The 15851-nt window shown below is 71.3% G+C and carries 17 protein-coding genes and 1 pseudogene; 11 read left to right on the top strand and 7 right to left on the bottom strand.

Annotated elements, in window-relative coordinates; genetic code table 11:
• Positions 1-43 precede the first annotated feature (43 nt).
• From FHR33_RS07735 to FHR33_RS07725, 3 genes are all read left to right on the top strand, one after another.
• Complete coding sequence (locus FHR33_RS07735; RefSeq protein ID WP_183645299.1) at positions 44-403, top strand: hypothetical protein; 360 nt, start codon at positions 44-46, stop codon at positions 401-403.
• A gap of 135 nt (positions 404-538) precedes the next feature.
• Positions 539-922, top strand: a complete 384-nt coding sequence (locus FHR33_RS07730) for a DoxX family protein (RefSeq protein ID WP_183645298.1) — start codon at positions 539-541, stop codon at positions 920-922.
• A 228-nt stretch (positions 923-1150) separates the two neighbouring features.
• Complete coding sequence (locus FHR33_RS07725; RefSeq protein WP_183645297.1) at positions 1151-2128, top strand: LLM class flavin-dependent oxidoreductase; 978 nt, start codon at positions 1151-1153, stop codon at positions 2126-2128.
• Positions 2129-2189: 61 nt separating this feature from the next.
• Here FHR33_RS07725 and FHR33_RS07720 read toward each other — a convergent pair.
• Positions 2190-3143 (bottom strand): annotated as a pseudogene (locus FHR33_RS07720) (GlxA family transcriptional regulator); the annotation flags it as partial.
• A gap of 123 nt (positions 3144-3266) precedes the next feature.
• Between FHR33_RS07720 and FHR33_RS07715 the strand changes: the two are divergent.
• The 3 genes from FHR33_RS07715 to FHR33_RS07705 all read left to right on the top strand — a co-directional run bounded on the left by FHR33_RS07715 (position 3267) and on the right by FHR33_RS07705 (position 5183).
• Entirely contained in the window at positions 3267-3734 is a 468-nt protein-coding gene (locus tag FHR33_RS07715) for a hypothetical protein (RefSeq protein WP_183645296.1), read from the top strand.
• A 10-nt stretch (positions 3735-3744) separates the two neighbouring features.
• Complete coding sequence (locus FHR33_RS07710) at positions 3745-4488, top strand: histidine kinase (protein ID WP_183645295.1); 744 nt, start codon at positions 3745-3747, stop codon at positions 4486-4488.
• A gap of 185 nt (positions 4489-4673) precedes the next feature.
• Positions 4674-5183 carry a hypothetical protein gene (locus FHR33_RS07705; RefSeq protein WP_183645294.1) on the top strand — a complete coding sequence of 170 codons (510 nt, stop codon included), beginning with the start codon at positions 4674-4676 and terminating at the stop codon, positions 5181-5183.
• Positions 5184-5227: 44 nt separating this feature from the next.
• Here the strand turns inward: FHR33_RS07705 and FHR33_RS07700 are convergent, their stop codons facing one another.
• Positions 5228-5848 (bottom strand): TetR/AcrR family transcriptional regulator, encoded by a 621-nt coding sequence (locus FHR33_RS07700; RefSeq protein ID WP_183645293.1) that lies wholly within the window; start codon positions 5846-5848, stop codon positions 5228-5230.
• A 114-nt stretch (positions 5849-5962) separates the two neighbouring features.
• Here FHR33_RS07700 and FHR33_RS07695 point away from each other — a divergent pair, with 114 nt between their 5' ends.
• On the top strand, positions 5963-6988 hold the full coding sequence (locus FHR33_RS07695) for a glycoside hydrolase family 113 protein (protein ID WP_183645292.1): 1026 nt from the start codon (positions 5963-5965) through the stop codon (positions 6986-6988).
• A 139-nt stretch (positions 6989-7127) separates the two neighbouring features.
• On the opposite strand, the gene FHR33_RS07690 is transcribed toward FHR33_RS07695, so the two are convergent.
• Positions 7128-7652, bottom strand: a complete 525-nt coding sequence (locus FHR33_RS07690; RefSeq protein ID WP_183645291.1) for an EF-hand domain-containing protein — start codon at positions 7650-7652, stop codon at positions 7128-7130.
• A gap of 222 nt (positions 7653-7874) precedes the next feature.
• Between FHR33_RS07690 and FHR33_RS07685 the strand changes: the two genes are divergently transcribed.
• Positions 7875-9803, top strand: coding sequence for a PQQ-binding-like beta-propeller repeat protein (locus FHR33_RS07685; RefSeq protein WP_183645290.1), 1929 nt, complete (start codon positions 7875-7877; stop codon positions 9801-9803).
• 107 nt (positions 9804-9910) lie between these two features.
• The gene (locus tag FHR33_RS07680; RefSeq protein ID WP_183645289.1) at positions 9911-10537 is read left to right on the top strand and encodes a TetR/AcrR family transcriptional regulator; all 627 of its coding nucleotides are present in this window, start codon (positions 9911-9913) and stop codon (positions 10535-10537) included.
• A 12-nt stretch (positions 10538-10549) separates the two neighbouring features.
• Here FHR33_RS07680 and FHR33_RS07675 read toward each other — a convergent pair whose 3' ends face one another.
• Complete coding sequence (locus FHR33_RS07675) at positions 10550-11488, bottom strand: TIGR03885 family FMN-dependent LLM class oxidoreductase (protein WP_183645288.1); 939 nt, start codon at positions 11486-11488, stop codon at positions 10550-10552.
• A 113-nt stretch (positions 11489-11601) separates the two neighbouring features.
• On the opposite strand from FHR33_RS07675, the gene FHR33_RS07670 reads away from it, so the two are divergent.
• On the top strand, positions 11602-11892 hold the full coding sequence (locus FHR33_RS07670; RefSeq protein ID WP_183645287.1) for a DUF1876 domain-containing protein: 291 nt from the start codon (positions 11602-11604) through the stop codon (positions 11890-11892).
• Between the two features lie 39 nt (positions 11893-11931).
• Here FHR33_RS07670 and FHR33_RS07665 read toward each other — a convergent pair whose 3' ends face one another.
• A complete protein-coding gene (locus tag FHR33_RS07665; RefSeq protein WP_183645286.1) occupies positions 11932-12399 on the bottom strand; it encodes a MarR family transcriptional regulator in 468 nt (155 codons plus the stop codon).
• Positions 12400-12549: 150 nt separating this feature from the next.
• Between FHR33_RS07665 and FHR33_RS07660 the strand changes: the two genes are divergently transcribed.
• On the top strand, positions 12550-13413 hold the full coding sequence (locus tag FHR33_RS07660) for an alpha/beta fold hydrolase (RefSeq protein WP_183645285.1): 864 nt from the start codon (positions 12550-12552) through the stop codon (positions 13411-13413).
• Between the two features lie 20 nt (positions 13414-13433).
• Here the strand turns inward: FHR33_RS07660 and FHR33_RS07655 are convergent, their stop codons facing one another.
• Positions 13434-14318, bottom strand: coding sequence for a hypothetical protein (locus FHR33_RS07655; protein WP_183645284.1), 885 nt, complete (start codon positions 14316-14318; stop codon positions 13434-13436).
• Positions 14319-14383: 65 nt separating this feature from the next.
• Positions 14384-15847, bottom strand: coding sequence for an alpha/beta fold hydrolase (locus FHR33_RS07650; protein ID WP_183645283.1), 1464 nt, complete (start codon positions 15845-15847; stop codon positions 14384-14386).
• Positions 15848-15851: the final 4 nt, after the last annotated feature.

The following is a 15851-nucleotide window of genomic DNA, read 5'->3' as shown; positions in this document are numbered from 1 at the left end:
GCAGGCCGGCCCCGTCGGCGAGTCGGGCGGTGAGCGCGCGGACATGTTCGATCAGCTCAGGCGGGTCGTGGACGGTGAAGGGCACCCCGGTCAGTGCCACCCACAGGGCCAGCTCGTCGAGGGAGTTGGCCACGTCACGATCTACTGGCTGACCGGCACGGCGGGCTCCTCCGCGGCGCTCTACAACGAGGACGGACACGCATGGGGCGAGCAGGAGGCGTCCCCCGTGCCGATGGCCGTGGCGCTGTTCACCGTGCAGGACATCGCCCTGCGCCGAGATGAGGACAAGGTCAACAATGTCGTGCGCTGGTCCGACTTCGACCGCGGTGGTCACTTCGCCGCGATGGAGGCGCCCGACCTGCTGCTCGCCGACATCCGCGAGTTCTTCGCCGCCTACAGGTGAATGGCCGGCAGGGCTGAGGCTCGCGACGCCGCCTCACATACGGCGGGGCTGTGTCGTCGTACTGCTGGGAGGAGTCCCCGTCCCCACTCCGGCCGCTGAACCGGAGTCGCCTACGACCCCTGCAAGGAGAACCCCATGGACCTCGCTCTGTGGATCATCGCCGGACTGCTGGCCGTCGCCTTCCTGGCCGGCGGCACCATCAAGCTGAGCCTGTCCAAGGAGAAGCTGGCCGCCGCGCCCGGCGGGGGATGGGTCGAGGACTTCAGCGCCGGCGCCGTCAAGGCCATCGGGGTTCTCGAGGTCCTGGCCGCGGTAGGCCTGATCCTGCCGGCCGTGCTCGGCGTCGCGCCGGTTCTGGTGCCGTTGGCCGCCGTGGGTGTGATGCTGCTGATGGTGGGCGCGATGATCACGCACCTCCGCCGTCGCGAGGCCAAGGTGATCGTGGCGAACCTGGCCTATCTCGCCCTGGCCGGCTTCGTGGCGTGGGGCCGCTTCGGCCCCGAGTCCTTCACCGGCTGACGGCTGCCGCGTCTGGCTGCCCTTGCACCAGAGGCGCCTCGACACCACGTCCCCGGCGCGACCCGGTCGTGGCGCTGCCCTCTCCCAGGGCGCCGGAGGGCCGATTTGGCGCTGACGCGGGCTCAGAGGAATAAGCGGACAAGGTGTCCGGTTGGCTCCGGTGTCGTGGGGGCTCGCTCCCGTCGAGGGCGCGGCCACCGTCCCCCAGAAGGAGCCAGAAAGGGACGCATGATGGACACCGGCACGATCGGGATCGTCTTCGGTAGCCTCACGCCACCGGAGGAGCTGAGAGAGGGAGCCGCGCTGGCGGAGCGGCTGGGCTTCGGCGAGCTGTGGTTCTCCGAGGACTGCTTCTTCACCGGCGGCATGTCCGGGCTGACGCAGCTGCTCGCCGCGACCCGCGCCATGCCCGCGGGACTGGGGCTGGCCAGCGTGATGACGAGGCACCCCGCCGTCCTGGCGATGGAGCTGGCAGGACTGGCCAGGACCTACCCGGGGCGGGTCAAGGCGGCCGTGGGCCTCGGCAACACTCACTGGCTGCGGCAGATGGGGCTGCTGCCCCCGCGCCCGCTGAGCGCGGTCACCGAGACCTTCGACGTCGTGCGCGAGCTGCTCAACGGCGCCACCGTCGACCGCGGGAGCGCCGCACACCATCTGGAGGGCATCCGGCTGGACTTCCCGCCGAAGCAGCCACCTGAGCTGTGGATCGGGGCGGTCAACGAGCGGGCGCTCCGCGCCGCAGGAGGCAGGGCGGACGGGATCCTGCTGTCGGTTCTCGCGAGCCCCGCCTATGTGAACTGGGCCAGGCGGGTGGCCACCGACGCGGGACGGGCAGCGCCGCCGATCACGGCCTTCGTCCTGGCCTCCGTCAGCGACGACGAACGGGCGGCGAGGGACGCGGTACGGGACGCGGTCGGCTTCTTCCTGAAGGCGGAGGCGCACACGGCGCTGGTGGGACAGTCCCGGTACGGCAGCGAGATCCGTCGGCGCGTGGCGGCTCTCGAAGAGGACGAACCGCTCGCCGTCGAGGACGCCTGGATCGACGAGTTCGCGGCCGCAGGCAGTCCTGGCCAGGTGAGAGACCGACTGCGGGGGCTGCTCGACTCCGGTGCCGACTCGCTCGGCCTGTGGCTGTTCCCGCCCGACCGCCTCGCGGACCAGTTGCAGCGGCTGGCCGTCGACGTGCTGGGCAGGACCTCTCCGTGATCGCGCCCGCCGCGGCCTTCACGCTCAGGTGCCGGGCGGGGGCCCTGCCGCTCGCCGGGGCCCGAGCGCGGAAGACGTGCCGGTAGGTCTGAGGGGTCATGCCGGTGACACGTCCGAAGTGAAGCCGGAGGTTGGCGGCGGTACTGAAACCGGTGCGGCGCGCGATCCTCTCGACCGGCTCGTCGGAGGTCTCCAGCAGTTCCTGGGCCAGCCGCACCCTCTGCTGGAGGAGCCACCGCAGGGGAGTGGTCCCCAGCTTGTCGTGGAAGCGGCGAGCGAGGGTGCGCTCGCTCAGCTTCGCCGTCCTGGCGAACTGCGAGACGGTCAGCGGCTGGTCCAGGTGGTCGCGCGCCCACTGCAGCACCGGTGCCAGGTCGTCGCTGTTCTCGGGCTGGACCAGCAGCGGAGCGTGCTGGGCCTGCCCGCCCTCCCGGTGCGGCGGCACGACCATGCGGCGGGCCACCTCGTTGGCGACCGCGGCCCCGTGGTCGCGGCGCAGCAGGTGGAGGCACAGGTCGACGGCGGCGCCCGTGCCTGCCGAGGTGAGGATGTCCCCGTCGTCGGTGTAGAGCACGGCCGGTTCGAAGCGGACCTCGGGGAAGCGGTGGGTGAAGTCGCCGGCGTTCATCCAGTGTGTCGTGGCAGGACGCCCTGCCAGCACGCCGGCGGCGGCGAGGATGTAGGCGCCCGTGCACAGCGAGACGATGCGGCGGCCGAGCTCGTGCGCCTTGCGCACCGCCTCCACCAGGGACGGCGGCGGGCTGGTCTGGACGGCCCGCGCACATGCGGGCACCACGACCGTGTCCGCCTCAAGAAGATCGTCCAGGGTGTGAGGGGTGTGGATCTGCAGCCCGCCGGAGGTCAGCAGCGGGCCTGGCTCGGCGGCGCACAGGCGCAGCTCGTACCACGGATCGACGATGTCGCTGCGGTCGAGGCCGAAGACCTCGCACGGCACAGCGAGTTCGAACGTCGGCATGCCGCTGGTCACGGCGACGGCGACGACGTGGTTACGCATGGCAGGAATCACGGTACACCGCTCCGACCGAGCATGATCCGAGGCATCCGCCATGGGAAACGCATGAACCATTCGTGCGTTCCGCATCTGCCTTTTGCGCGCCGTCCGCCCGAGCCTTGGGTCATGGAAACCACGACGCTCATCCGGGAAGCGACCACCACGACGCCCCGCAGGGGCCATCCCCTCCTGCGCCGCTGGCCGACCCTGGTGGGCCTGGCCTGCGGCGGCTTCATCCTGTTCACCGCCGAACCCTGGCAGGCCGCCGACTTCGTGACCTGGGGCCTGCCGATGCTGGCCCTGGCGTACCTGATCTTCGGGGCCTTCCGCGGGGAGCTGCGCGGGCGCGGCGTGCTCACCCTGCAGGGCGGCGCCCTGGCGGTCTACGCCCTGCTCGCGGGGGCGGCCTTCGCGCTCGCCCCCGACCTGGGCCGCTACCTGGTGGCCGCCGGGTGGGCCGCGCACGCGGCGTGGGACTACGTCCACCACCGCTCCGGCCGCGTGGTGCCGCGCTGGTACGCCGAATGGTGCATCTCGGTCGATCTGCTGGTCGCCGCGTCCGTTCTCGTCCTCCCCGCCGCCGCCGGTGCCTAGAAGGACGCAGGTGCCGCATCCCCGGCACCTGCGCGTGGCCAGGATCGCCACACTCGCCACCCTGAGCATGGCGATCCTGACGACGCTCGTGATGCCGGGGGCCGGACTGCTCAGGGACGGCGGCACGACCCGTCAGGCCCTGGCCGCGATCGGCATCCTGGCGATCACCGCCGCGCAGGCGGGCGTGCTGTACGCCGCCGTCACCCCGCAGGCCTCCAGCCGGGCCCTGGCGCGCCTGGTGACTGTCTTCCTGCTCGCCGCGGCCGCATCGGTGCCCCTGGTGGCCCCGCTGGCCGGCACCCGCTGGCACACCTGGGCCTGGGTGGGCGGCTCGGTGCTGGCCACCGCTCCCTTCCTGGGCGGCAGGTGGCTGCGGATCGGGACGGGCTGCGCCGCCGTCGCCGTTTCGCTGGCGGTCGGCTGGTGGCAGGGCGCGCCTGTCGCCTATGCGGTCATCACGCTGGTCACGGCGCTGTGCGTGGTAGCCGTCAACGGCCTTCACGTGTGGCTGTGGACGCTGCTGCTCGAGGCGGAATCCGGCCGTACGGCGCAGGCCAGGCTCGAGGCGGCCGAGGAGCGGCTGCGCCTGGCCGGCGAGGTGTACGACCTCCTCGGCCGCGATCTGTCGGTGATCGCGCTGAAGGCCGAACTGGCCGAGCGCGACCCAGAGCGCGCCGTGCAGGAGGCCGCCGACCTGCACAGGCTGGCCACCGCCGCGCTCGCACGCCGCGCGGCCGCCGACCCTCCCGCGTGACGCAGATCGCGCAGGCCCCTCCTGGCTGACCTGCCGGACCGTCCCGGGGACGCGGTGCGGGGCGTGGCAGGAAGACGACGGATTCTGACAGTCATACGACTCGTGTTCTCGGCCGTGCGTGCCAGCATGGGTGATCGGCCGGATACCGCCCCGCCGCCTCCTGCCGATGAAGGGTGTGATCGGGTATGAGTCTCGCTGATGTGCTGCTCAGCGCCGGGCCGCGGTCCGAGGCCGCTGTCGAGCTGGCCTTCTTCGGCCGGCTCGTCGGCTCCTGGGACGTGGCGGTGACGAACCACCATCCTGACGGCGCCGGCGAGGAGCTGCTGGGGGAGTGGCACTTCGGGTGGGTGCTGGACGGCCGCGCCATCCAGGACGTGTGGCTGGCTCCCAGCCGGGCCGAACGGGCCAGGACCGGGGACGACAGCGGGGAATGGGGGGCGACGCTGCGCTTCTACGATCCGCGGATCAAGGCCATCCGTTCCACGTGGATCGGCCCCGCGCGAGGTTGGGTCCTTCCGTTCATCGCTCGTCAGCAGGGTGAGGAGATGGTTCTGGAGGGGACCTTCGACGGCGTGCTGACCCGTTGGATCTTCTCCGACGTCAAGCCCGGCTCCTTCCACTGGCGCGCCGTCGAGTCATCGGACGACGGCAGGACGTGGCGGCTGCGCCAGCAGATGGTCGCCAGCCGTCCCTGAGACCGGCCCGAGGGAGGGATAGGGGGCACGGCGCCGGCGGAGGGTCAGCTCGGGTTCGGGCCTCGTCGCCGCACAAGGGGCAGGTACACCTCGTCGACGATCTCGACGAGGACGTCGTCGGGCACGGTAGGCGCCCCGCGCACGACGAACTCGTTGCGCAGCAGGACACCGGCCACGGTGGCGACCCGGGGATGGAGCGCCTCGGGGCTGGCTTCACCGCGAGCGACCGCGCGGCCCAGGATGGTCAACCAGGGGGCGGCTGCGGCGTCGCCGGACTGGTCCTGCAGTTGCGCCAGGAGTTCCGACGTGCCGCCCGCCGCGGAGAGCAGTTCGCGCAGGAGCGCGCCGAGGGGGGAGCTCCAGTAGCGGTTGGCCTGGCGTAGCCACTCGAGGACGTCGCCGCGCAGCTCACCGGTGTCAGGGGGAGGGACCGCCGTGGCCAGTCGCCGGTAGGCGGCGATGCCGAGCGTGAGGCGGTTCGGCCAGCGGCGGTAGATGGCGTTCTTGTTGGTGCCTGCGCGGGCGGCGACCTTGTCCATGGTGAAAGCGGCGTATCCCGACGCGGTGAGTTCATCCGCCGCGGCGCGCAGGATCACCTCCTCCAGGGCGGCTCCTCGTCGCCGCGTCTGCCCGGCACCTGGCTGCCTCGTCGGATCCGCTGTCATGGCCCCTTCCCGCGATCGGTACCGGCCGTACCCCCGCATTCTGCTTGCCATCCCTGTCTACAGGCAACTAAGGTACGTCGAGTACCGTAACAACAGCCTGAAAGAGGGCGCGGCATGCGAGCCAAAGGCATCAGCTACGACACCGGCTTCGTCTACAACGGAGTGATCGGCCACACGCGTTTCGACTCGGAGACGGTCAGGCGCGAGATGCGCGTCATCCGTGACGACCTGCACTGCACCGCGGTCCGCGTCATGGGAGGCGATCCGGAAAGGATCGAGCTCGCGGCGGCGCACGCCGCCGACCTCGGCCTCGAGGTCTGGTTCTCCCCCTACCCGCTCGAACTGACCGACGACGAGATGCTGTCGCTGTTCGCCGACTGCGCTGAGCGCGCGGAGCGGCTCAGGCGGCGGGGAGCCGAGGTCGTGTTCGTCGCCGGCGCCGAGCTCAGCCTGATGAACAAGGGGTTCCTGCCGGGCGGCGACATCGACGAGCGGATCGAGCTGCTGCGCCAGCCGCATCGCGTGCGCGAGCACGTCGCGGAGGTCGGCACCCGGGTCAACGACTTCCTCGGCAGGGCCGTGGCGCTCGTCCGAGAGCGCTTCGGCGGCAAGGTGACCTACGCCTCCGTACCGCTTGAGCGCGTCGACTGGGAGCCCTTCGACATCGTCTCCATGGATCTCTACCGGTCGGCCGAGGTCGCCGACCGCTTCGCCGCAGGCGTCCATGACCTCGTCGCGCAGGGGAAGCCGGTCGCGATCACCGAGTTCGGCGCGGCCGGCTACCAGGGCGCGGGTGACAGGGGCGCTCTCGGGCTGGCGATCGTCGAATACGACAAGGACACCCGTGCACCTGTTCGGCTGGACGGTGTGTACGCCCGCGACGAGGCCGGTCAGGCCGCGTACCTGCGCGAGCTGCTGGAGGTCTTCGACGCCGGAGGCGTCGACAGCGCCTTCGTGTTCACCTTCGCGCTCCGCGACCACCTCCACCGCCCCGACGGCGATCCCCGCGATGACCTGGACCTGGCCAGCTACGGCATCGTCAAGGTCTACGAGGACCGCCTCGGAGTGACCTACCCCGACATGCCCTGGGAGCCCAAGGCCGCGTTCGCCGCCCTCGCCGACTTCTACCGGGAACACTGAGCCCTCACCGAGGTGACCGACGAAGGCCGGAGTGGGAGGCGCCTAGGTGCGGGGCCTTCCCGGTCACCGTGCTTCCGATCACCGGTCACCGTGCTTCCGGTCACCGGACACGGTCGGAGGGCACGGTCAGAGGGCAGGGTCAGAGGGCAGGGGGCGCGCCGAAAACGTGGGCGCCGGGTGCCTCGGGGTCGTCGCCCGACCAGAACTCGCTCCAGTGCAGGACGAACTCCGCGCGAGAGATGGTGCCGTCGCCGTCGGCGTCAAGGCGCGAGAACACGGCGGCGGTGTCGGTGGAGCGGCCATTCCATGCCTCGATCATCCGCCGGTACTCGGCCGGGGAGATCCGGCCGTCGCCGTCCTCGTCGACGGCTTCGAACATGACCTCGGCGGTGGCGGCGACGGCGTCAGGCATCCGGCCGAGCAGATCCACGACGGTGAGGACGTCCTCGACCGCGACCGAGTCGGGGTCGCGGGAGCTCGCGGCGAGCGTTCCCCACCAGCCGTGCATGATCGACCTCAGGCGCTCCTCGTCGCCCGCCGCGCGGACGGACGCCCAGCGCCGCGCGAGAGCCTCGAAATCGCTCTCGCGCAGGATGCCGTCTCCGTCGGCGTCCATCGCGCTGAACACGAGTTCCACCTTGCCCCGCTGAAAAGTGCTCGCCATGCGCGGATCGTCCCCTCTGTAACGGCGGATGACTCCTGCCCCAACGGCTCCATCTCCTTCCCCTCTGGTGACGCAACCATCACTGTCGGTAATAGGGCGAATGGCGGGCCTCGGGCGCGTGCGCGAATGTGCGCGCCAGGGGTCTTGCTCGATCGTTTCCATGCATGGTACGAATGGCCCAATATCGGCCCGGTCCGTAATAAGCCCCCGAGAGGCAAGTGGATGAGAAGGATACGGTTCGTCCCGGCGTTGACCCTGGCCATGGCTCTGGGCCTGACGGGCGTCGCGCCCGTCGCGGCAGGCGCGACGCCCGTCGTCGAGGACCTCGGCCCGGCCTCGCAGGTGACCTCGATCAGCGCGGCCGAGTTCGTCGGCGACCGCCTCTACCTGGGCACCGGCGGCATCAAGCCGACCAGGATCGGCGCCTACGACCCCGCGCAGCGCAAGGTGACCTCGATCACCGAGCTGCCCAGCGGCGACGGCACGTGGGCGGCCGCGGCGGTCGGCACCGACCTGTACGTCGGCACCTACACCCCTGGCGACATCCACAAGGTCGACACCCGCACCGGCACGGCCACGAAGGTCGCCGACGTACGGCCTGACAACTTCATCTGGTCCATCGACGCCGCCCCCGACGGCAAGATCTACGCCGGCACCTATCCCAGGGGCCGCGTCGTCGAGTACGACCCCGCCACAGGCCAGACCCGCGACTTCGGCCAGGCCGTCGCGGGTGAGCAGTACGTGCGCAGCATCGCCGTCGACGACACCACGATCTACGCGGGAGTGGGCGCCAAGGCCCACCTGATCGCCATCGACAGGGTCACCGGCGCCAAGCGCAAGCTCCTGCCCGCCGAGCTCGCCGACCGCACCTTCGTGGCCACCCTGGCGCTGGAGGGCGGGCTGCTGGCGGCGGGGCTGTCGGCGACGGGCGACCTGATGCTCATGGAGACCGCCGACCCCTCGCGCCACGTGCTGGTCGACGCGCCCGGCGACTCCTACGTCACCGCGATCGGCATCGACGCGCCCAACAACGACGTCTACTTCGGCACCAGGCCCTCGGGCACGCTCTACCGCTACGACCGCGACAGCGCGAAGCTCGACAGGCTGGCGGTGCCGTACGACGGGGCGTCGTTCAACCGGATCTTCGTCGGCGGCGGCAAGGTGACGGGCGTGCTGACCAGCTCGGTCGTGGAGTACGACCTGGCCACCGGCGAGCTCACCGGCGTGGACCTCACGCAGGCGGGCATGCCGCCCGCACCCGAGCTGGCGATGGCGGTCACGGCGACGCGCGACCAGGTGCTGGTCAGCGGCAAGGCGGGCGTGCAGGTGCACGACCTGGCCACCGGCGGCAGCACCCGCACGTTCCTGCCCGGCGAGGCCAAGGCGATGACGGTCGTCGGCAAGCAGGTCTACCTGTCGGTCTACACCCTCGCCTACCTGTTCGGCATGCGGCCCGACGGCTCCGACCTGCGCAGGCTGGCCCGCGTCGGCGAGGAGCAGAACCGCCCGCTCGACGCCCACTACGACCCCGTCAGCAGGCGGCTGCTGGTGGGCACCCAGCCCGAGTACGGCCTGCACGGCGGCGCGCTGGCCCTCTACGACCCGCGCGGCGACAGGATCGAGACGTTCAGGAACATCATCGCGAACCAGTCGATCCGCTCGGTCACCGCCAGGTCTGGCACCGCATACGTCGCCAGCGAGATCAGCGGCGGCCTCGGCACCACCCCGGTGGCCAAGCAGGCCGAGCTGGCCGCCTTCGACCTGCGCACCAAGCGGGTCCGCTGGTCGGTGGTCCCGGTGGAGGGCGCGACCGTGATCTCTGAGCTGGTCTCCCACGGCGCCATGCTGTACGGCATCGCCGACACCGGCGTGCTGTTCGAGTTCGACCCGCGCCGCAAGAAGGTCACCAGGACGGTGGAGGTGCCGCTCAGCAAGTCTCGCACCGGCACGATCGTGCGGGCGAGCGGCCGTCTCTACGGCACCGACGGGGAGAGCGTCTACCGGATCGACCCGCTGACCATGACGATCTCCACCGTGGTCGACGGGCTCGCCGCGCAGGCCTACGGCTCGCAGCCGCTGCTCGCGGCCGCTCCCGACGGGGCCGCGCTCTACGCCCTGCGCGGCCGCAACCTGGTGCGCATCGTGCTCTGAGCCCGGTTCACGCTCCTGTGCGGCCACCGGCCCTACAGGAGCGATTTGACCGGTATTTGTCGATCACGTGATTGGCCTGGACGACGGCGGATTCTAGGGTCACCAGTATGACGTCAGTAAAAGGGGGTGAGCGGGAGCGCATCCTCAACGCTGCGACCAAGCTGTTCGCCGCGCTCGGCTACGACGCGACCGACATCGGGCAGATCGCTGAGACCGCCGGGTTGAGCGCGAAGGCCGTGAGCTCCCACTTCGGCGCCAAGCGCGACCTGTACATAGCCGTCATGGAACGCGCCCACACCCTGCACGCGGCCGTCGTGAAGGAGCGGATCAGGGACCTTCAGGTCGCGCCGCCCGAGGACAAGGTGGCCGCGGTGCACAGGTTCATCGACGCCTACATCGACTTCGCCGCCGAGCATCCCGAGGTGCCGTCACTGTGGATGCACCGGTGGCTGTCGGACGCCAGCGACGTCAGCAGCCTCGAGGCGCAGTATGTCCAGCCGCTGGCCGAGTTCGCCATCGAGAACATCATCCCGGCCTCGAACGTGGAGCACGCCGACGTGCACTACACGATCAACTCGATGATCTGGTGCGTGCACGGGTTCGTCCTCAGCGGTGTGTTCGACGCGGCGGCGCAGCGGCGCGGTCCCGACGACCCGCGCGCCATGCGCCGCTTCCGCGCACACATGCACCAGATGATCCATCGAACGCTCGGGCTGCCCGGGTCGCCGCCGTGACCGGGCGGCCGCTCACTTGACGATCTCGGCGAAGGCCTCGATGAACGGGCGCTGCTCCTGACCGACATGGTGCAGGAAGATCTCGTCGAAGCCCTGCTCGGCGTAGGAGTGCAGCAGCTCGGCGTGGCGGCCCACGTCGGCGGAGACGTGCACGACCTCGGCCACCTTCTCCGGCGGGACGTCTCGGGAGACGATGTCGAACAGCTCCACGCGGTCCAGGTCCCAGCAGACCGGCGGCGCGAACACGTTGGAGCGCCACTGTTCGTGGGCCAGCCGCAGCGCCTCCTCCTCGGTGGGCGCCCAGCTCAGGTGCACCTGCACGCGCAGCGGGCCACGTCCGCCCGCCTCCCTGTAGGCGCGCGCCACACTCTCGGCCTGCGGCCCGCCCACGGTGATCAGGCCGTCGGCCCACTCGGCGCACCAGCGCGCGGTCTCCTCGCTCACGGCCGCCCCGACGAGGTGGGGCGCCTCGGCGGGGAGCGTCCACAGCCTGGCCCTGTCCACCGTGACCAGTCCCTCGTGCGTGACCTCCTCGCCGGCGAGCAGCGCCCTGATCACCTCCACGCACTCGCGCAGGCGGGCGTTGCGTACCTGCTTGCGCGGCCAGGGGGCGCCGGTGATGTGCTCGTTGGACGCCTCGCCGCTGCCGAGCGCGGCCCAGAACCTGCCGGGATACATCGAGGCGAGCGTGGCGATGGCCTGCGCGATGATCGCGGGGTGGTAGCGCTGCCCGGGGGCGTTGACGATGCCGAAGGGCAGCGACGTCCGCTCGAGGGCGGCGCCCAGCCAGGACCAGGCGAACCCCGACTCACCCTGCCGCTCGCTCCACGGCGAGAAGTGGTCCGACGACATGGCGGCGCCGAAGCCGGCCTCCTCGGCGGCCGCGACCGCGTCGAGAAGCGCCCTGGGCGAGACCTGCTCGTGCGAGGCGTGGAATCCGTACGTAGGCATGGCGCCGCTGCTACCCGATCACACCCGCGGCGAACCTCCTCGCGCTCATCACGCTTCTGGGTGGATGCTAGAGATATGACCGCATCGTCACGTTTGTGACATTTGGAGTCGTCATGAAGACCCAGGAATGGACCGTCAAGATCCTCATCAGCGAGGACGACGAGGACAAGCGCACCGAGGCCACCGCCGTGCTCTACGCCCTCGGCAACAGGAGACACGAGAGCGTCGGCCACGCGCGCCGCAACCCCGAGGACCGTCCCGTCCCCGAGATCGGCGACGAGCTGGCGGCAGGGCGCGCCCTGATGGATCTGGCCGAAAAACTCCTCGGTGACGGGGCCGAGGACATCGCCGAGCTGTCGGGACCCGCCCGATCGGGAGGTGCGACACTCACCCCATCGCCTTGATCGAGGACACCACCCAGACGGCGGCGCCGGCCTGCCGCGCTACAGGCGTCTGGCGGATTCGCTGATCCTGTCGCGCATGGGCCGGCGGCGCAGGGCCTCCAGCGCCTCGTCGACCAGGCGGCTGAGCGGGTAGGGCAGCTCGGCGTCGAGCTCGGCCGCGGCGGCGCTGGTGGCGGCCCACTCCCTGTCCAGGGCCGGCAGCAGCGCCTCGGCTCTGCTGGTCAGCCGCACGATGCGCTGGCGGGCGTCGGCGCCGGGGGAGAGGGTGACCAGCTCCTCCTTGGCCATCTGCGCGACGGTCTGACTGGCGGCCGAGTGCGTCACGCCGATGGCGCGGGCCAGGTCGCGGATGGAGGCGGGGCCCTCGGCGGCGAGCTGGCGCAGGATCGGGGTGAAGCGGGGGCGGAAGCCCTCCAGCCCGAGGCTGGGATAGAGCGCCGTGACCCCGTCGTCGAGAAGGTCGAGGAGCAGGCGCAGCCGCGTGCCCAGCAGCTCACTGGATTCCATGGCCCCTCACTCTAGGGGCGCGTGGCCGCGACGCCGCGCGACTTCGCCGGCTACTGGCCGCTCAGGCTCACCCAGGACGACGCCCCACCCCCGACGACCTCGCCGAGGCCGCCGAAAAAGTGCAGACCGGCTGACCGTACGATCTCTGCCATGGACATTCCCCGCGTTGCGCACAGGTTCGTCGAGGTCGAAGGGGTGCGCGTCTTCTACAGGGAGGCGGGGCCGCTGGACGCGCCGGTCCTGCTGCTCCTGCACGGCTTCCCCTCGGCCTCGCACCAGTACCGCAGGCTGATCGACGCGCTCGGCACCAGGTACAGGGTGATCGCCCCCGACTATCCCGGCTTCGGCCACACCGAGGCCCCCGAGGGGTTCTCCTACACCTTCGACAGGCTCGCCGACATCACCGAGGGCTTCCTCGAGCGGCTCGGGCTGGCCAGGTTCGTGATGTACGTCTTCGACTTCGGCGCGCCTGTCGGCTTCAGGCTGGCCGAGCGTCACCCCGAGTGGATCGCGGGCCTGGTGGTCCAGAACGGCAACGCCTACGAGGAAGGCCTGTCGGACGGCGCCCGCTCCTTCGTGGCGCTGCGGCCCGAGCAGCCCGGCGCCGAGCAGACCATCAGGGAGCTGCTGACCCTGCAGGGCACGCGCGGCCAGTACGAGGGCGGCACCAGCGACCCCGAACTCGTCGCCCCCGACGGCTGGACCCTCGACCAGCACTTCCTCGACCAGCCGGGACGGGCCGAGGCGCAGGTCGCCCTCGCCTTCGACTACAAGTCGAACGTCGAGAGCTATCCGCGCTGGCAGGCGTGGCTGCGTGAGCACACGCCGCCCGCGCTCGTCGTGTGGGGCCGCAACGACCCGTTCTTCCCCGAGCCCGGCGCCCGCGCCTACCTGCGCGACCTGCCGGAGGCCGAGCTGCACGTCTTCGACACCGGGCACTTCGCCCTGGAGGAGAACCTGCCCGAGATCGCCCCGCTCGTCGCGGACTTCCTCGACCGCGCCTGGAAGCGTTGATGTCGTGAGGGCGTGGGCGGTCAGGCGCCGCGCCCCGGCGTCCGGCCCAGCCTGCCGTTGTCGCGCAGGATCCGCAGGGCGTCGACGGTGACGGCGCCGCGCCAGTCCAGCGCCCCCGCCTGCGAGATCGTCGCGTAGTCGACGGTCCACCCGCCGTCCTCCCGCTGCAGGCTCTCCAGCCGGTCGAGGTCGGCGGCCACCGCCTCGGCCGTGAACAGCCGGCGTGAAGGCAGACCGGGAGCGGGGGAGAAGTCCAGCGGGCGCAGCATCTCGTGCTCGGTGCCGCCCTCCACGTGCATCTCCCCGTCGGGCGGCACGAACGCGCCCAGGCGGTCGAGCAGGTCGGAGGCCGAAGGCTGGGTGTCGAGGAAGCGCACGGCGAAGGCCAGGACGTAGGCGTGGGGCCGTTCCTTCAGCGAGGAGATGGCTTCCAGGCAGTAGGCGCTCGCCCGCGCCAGCCACGGGTGCGCGGCGACGGCGGGGTCTTGGGCGGCCACCCGCCAGGCCGCCGCCGCCGTCACCGCGGTGATCTGCAGCGACGACTCCGAACGGTCCGCGCCCTGCCACCACGGCGCCGTCGCCTGCGTGACCGTCAGCGGCAGGGCGAACGGCAGGCCGCCGTCGGGCCGCGTCACCGTCTGCAACCAGTCGCACAGCTCGGCCGCACGGGGGCTCGGCGCCTGCTCGAACACCTCGAAGGCGTGCAGCGCGGAGCCAGGCTGGCTCTCGGGCGAGCGCAGGTCCGGCTCCAGGCCCCAGCCGTATCCGCCGTCGGCGTTGCGGTAACCCTCGAGCGCGGCCAGCGCGCCGGCGGGGTCGCCCTCGCCCATCAGCAACTCGAAGCGGCGCCTGTCGAGCAGTCGCGCGTGACCGGCCATGAAGGAGGCGACCTTGTCGATATCCATGCCGCCATCCTTCCTCAGCCCCGACCTGCGGTCTTGTACATATCGGCCGCCTGTGGCGGCCCCGTTCACTCTGCGGGGCAGACGGTGCCGGGCCCCGGCAGCCTCAGCGTGGTGAGGTACCTGGTGGCGTGCTCGATGGGGCACTTCTTGCCCGACAGGTACATCACATGCCCGGGGCCGTCGTAGCCGACGGTGACCGAGCCGGGGATCATCGCGGTGAAGCTCTCGGTCCACGCGTAGTCGCCCCAGGTGCTGCCCACCCCCAGGAACGGCGGCAGGCCGCCAACCGGCAGCGGGCGCGACGGGTTGGCCACCCGCAGCGGCCACCCCGCGCAGCCCAGCGCGTCGAACGCGGCTCCTCCGAAGTTCGGCGAGGTCTTCCTCGCCTGCCGACGGGCCTGCTGGAACCGGGCGTATCCGGTGTAGCCGCGTTCGTCCCCGCACGTCATCGCGAGTATCCCCGGCATGCTCCAGACGCGCGCGTTGCCGAGAGCGAAGTCGGCGAATCCGGAGCCGTCCCCACGCCTACCCTTGTCCACGGCGTCGGCGAAGGTCAGCCACCGGGAGTTCCCCTTCCCCGGGTCAGGGAAGAAGCCGAAGCTCCTCAGGTGCCATCCGGTCAGCTTCGCCTTTCCGAACTGCGAGGACGTGACCGGGATCGGCGCGCGATCGGCGTCCCTGACGAGCTCGCGCCAGACCGCTCCCGCGTCCTCGCCGTGCAGCGCGCAGGCGGGGGTGTCCGCGCACCAGCGGGTGAACCTGCCGAACACCTGCTCCATGCGACGCAGGGCCAGCAGTCCCTGCTCGGGCCAGCCCGTGGTCTGGTTGATCACGCCGTCGAGGTACATGGCCCGGATGCGCTGCGGGAACAGCCGGGCATAGGCGGCCGCGGGCACCCCGCCGTAGGAGTTGGCCATGAAGCTCAGCCGCTCCTCGCCCAGAGCCTTGCGGACCGCCTCCATGTCCCTGGCCACCGACAGGGAGTCGAGGTGGGCGGACAACCCGCTCCTGTCCTGGTTCGCGCATGCCGTGAAGGCCTTGGCCATCGTCGTGGACAGCGCCTCGTACTGCCCGCGGTTCCTGGGCTCGTGCAGGGAGGCCCCCGGCCGCCTGCACACCTGCGGCAGCTGATCCATCCACACCGTGTTGCGAGGGTTGTAGGCGACGAGGTCGAACCGTCGGCGCAGCTCGGTGAGGTCGCCCGCCGCGCGTTTCAGGTCCTCGATGCCCTTGGCCCCCGGGCCGCCGGGGACACCGAGCACACTGCCGATCCTGCGCGCCGGCTCGGTGGCGGGCAGCCGGGCCAGGTCCAGCCTGATCCGCCGCCCTGCTGGTCGGGCCCAGTCCACGGGCACCTCGATGGCGGCGCATTCCATGCCTGCGGGCAGATCCTGGCCCGTGCACGCCTGCCACCTCGGCCGGCCGTTCCCTGACGCCTCCCCCTGAGCGGCGGAGGCCGCCGATGGCGTCATCCCCGCCAGCGCCGCCATGGTCACACCGACGACCAGCCATCCGGTCCTGCCGGGCATGCGC

The organism is Nonomuraea dietziae (genome assembly GCF_014195505.1).
Taxonomy (GTDB): Bacteria; Actinomycetota; Actinomycetes; order Streptosporangiales; family Streptosporangiaceae; genus Nonomuraea; species Nonomuraea roseola.
The sequence above is the reverse complement of the archived record's forward strand: the minus strand, read 5'-3'. Positions and strand labels throughout refer to the sequence as shown.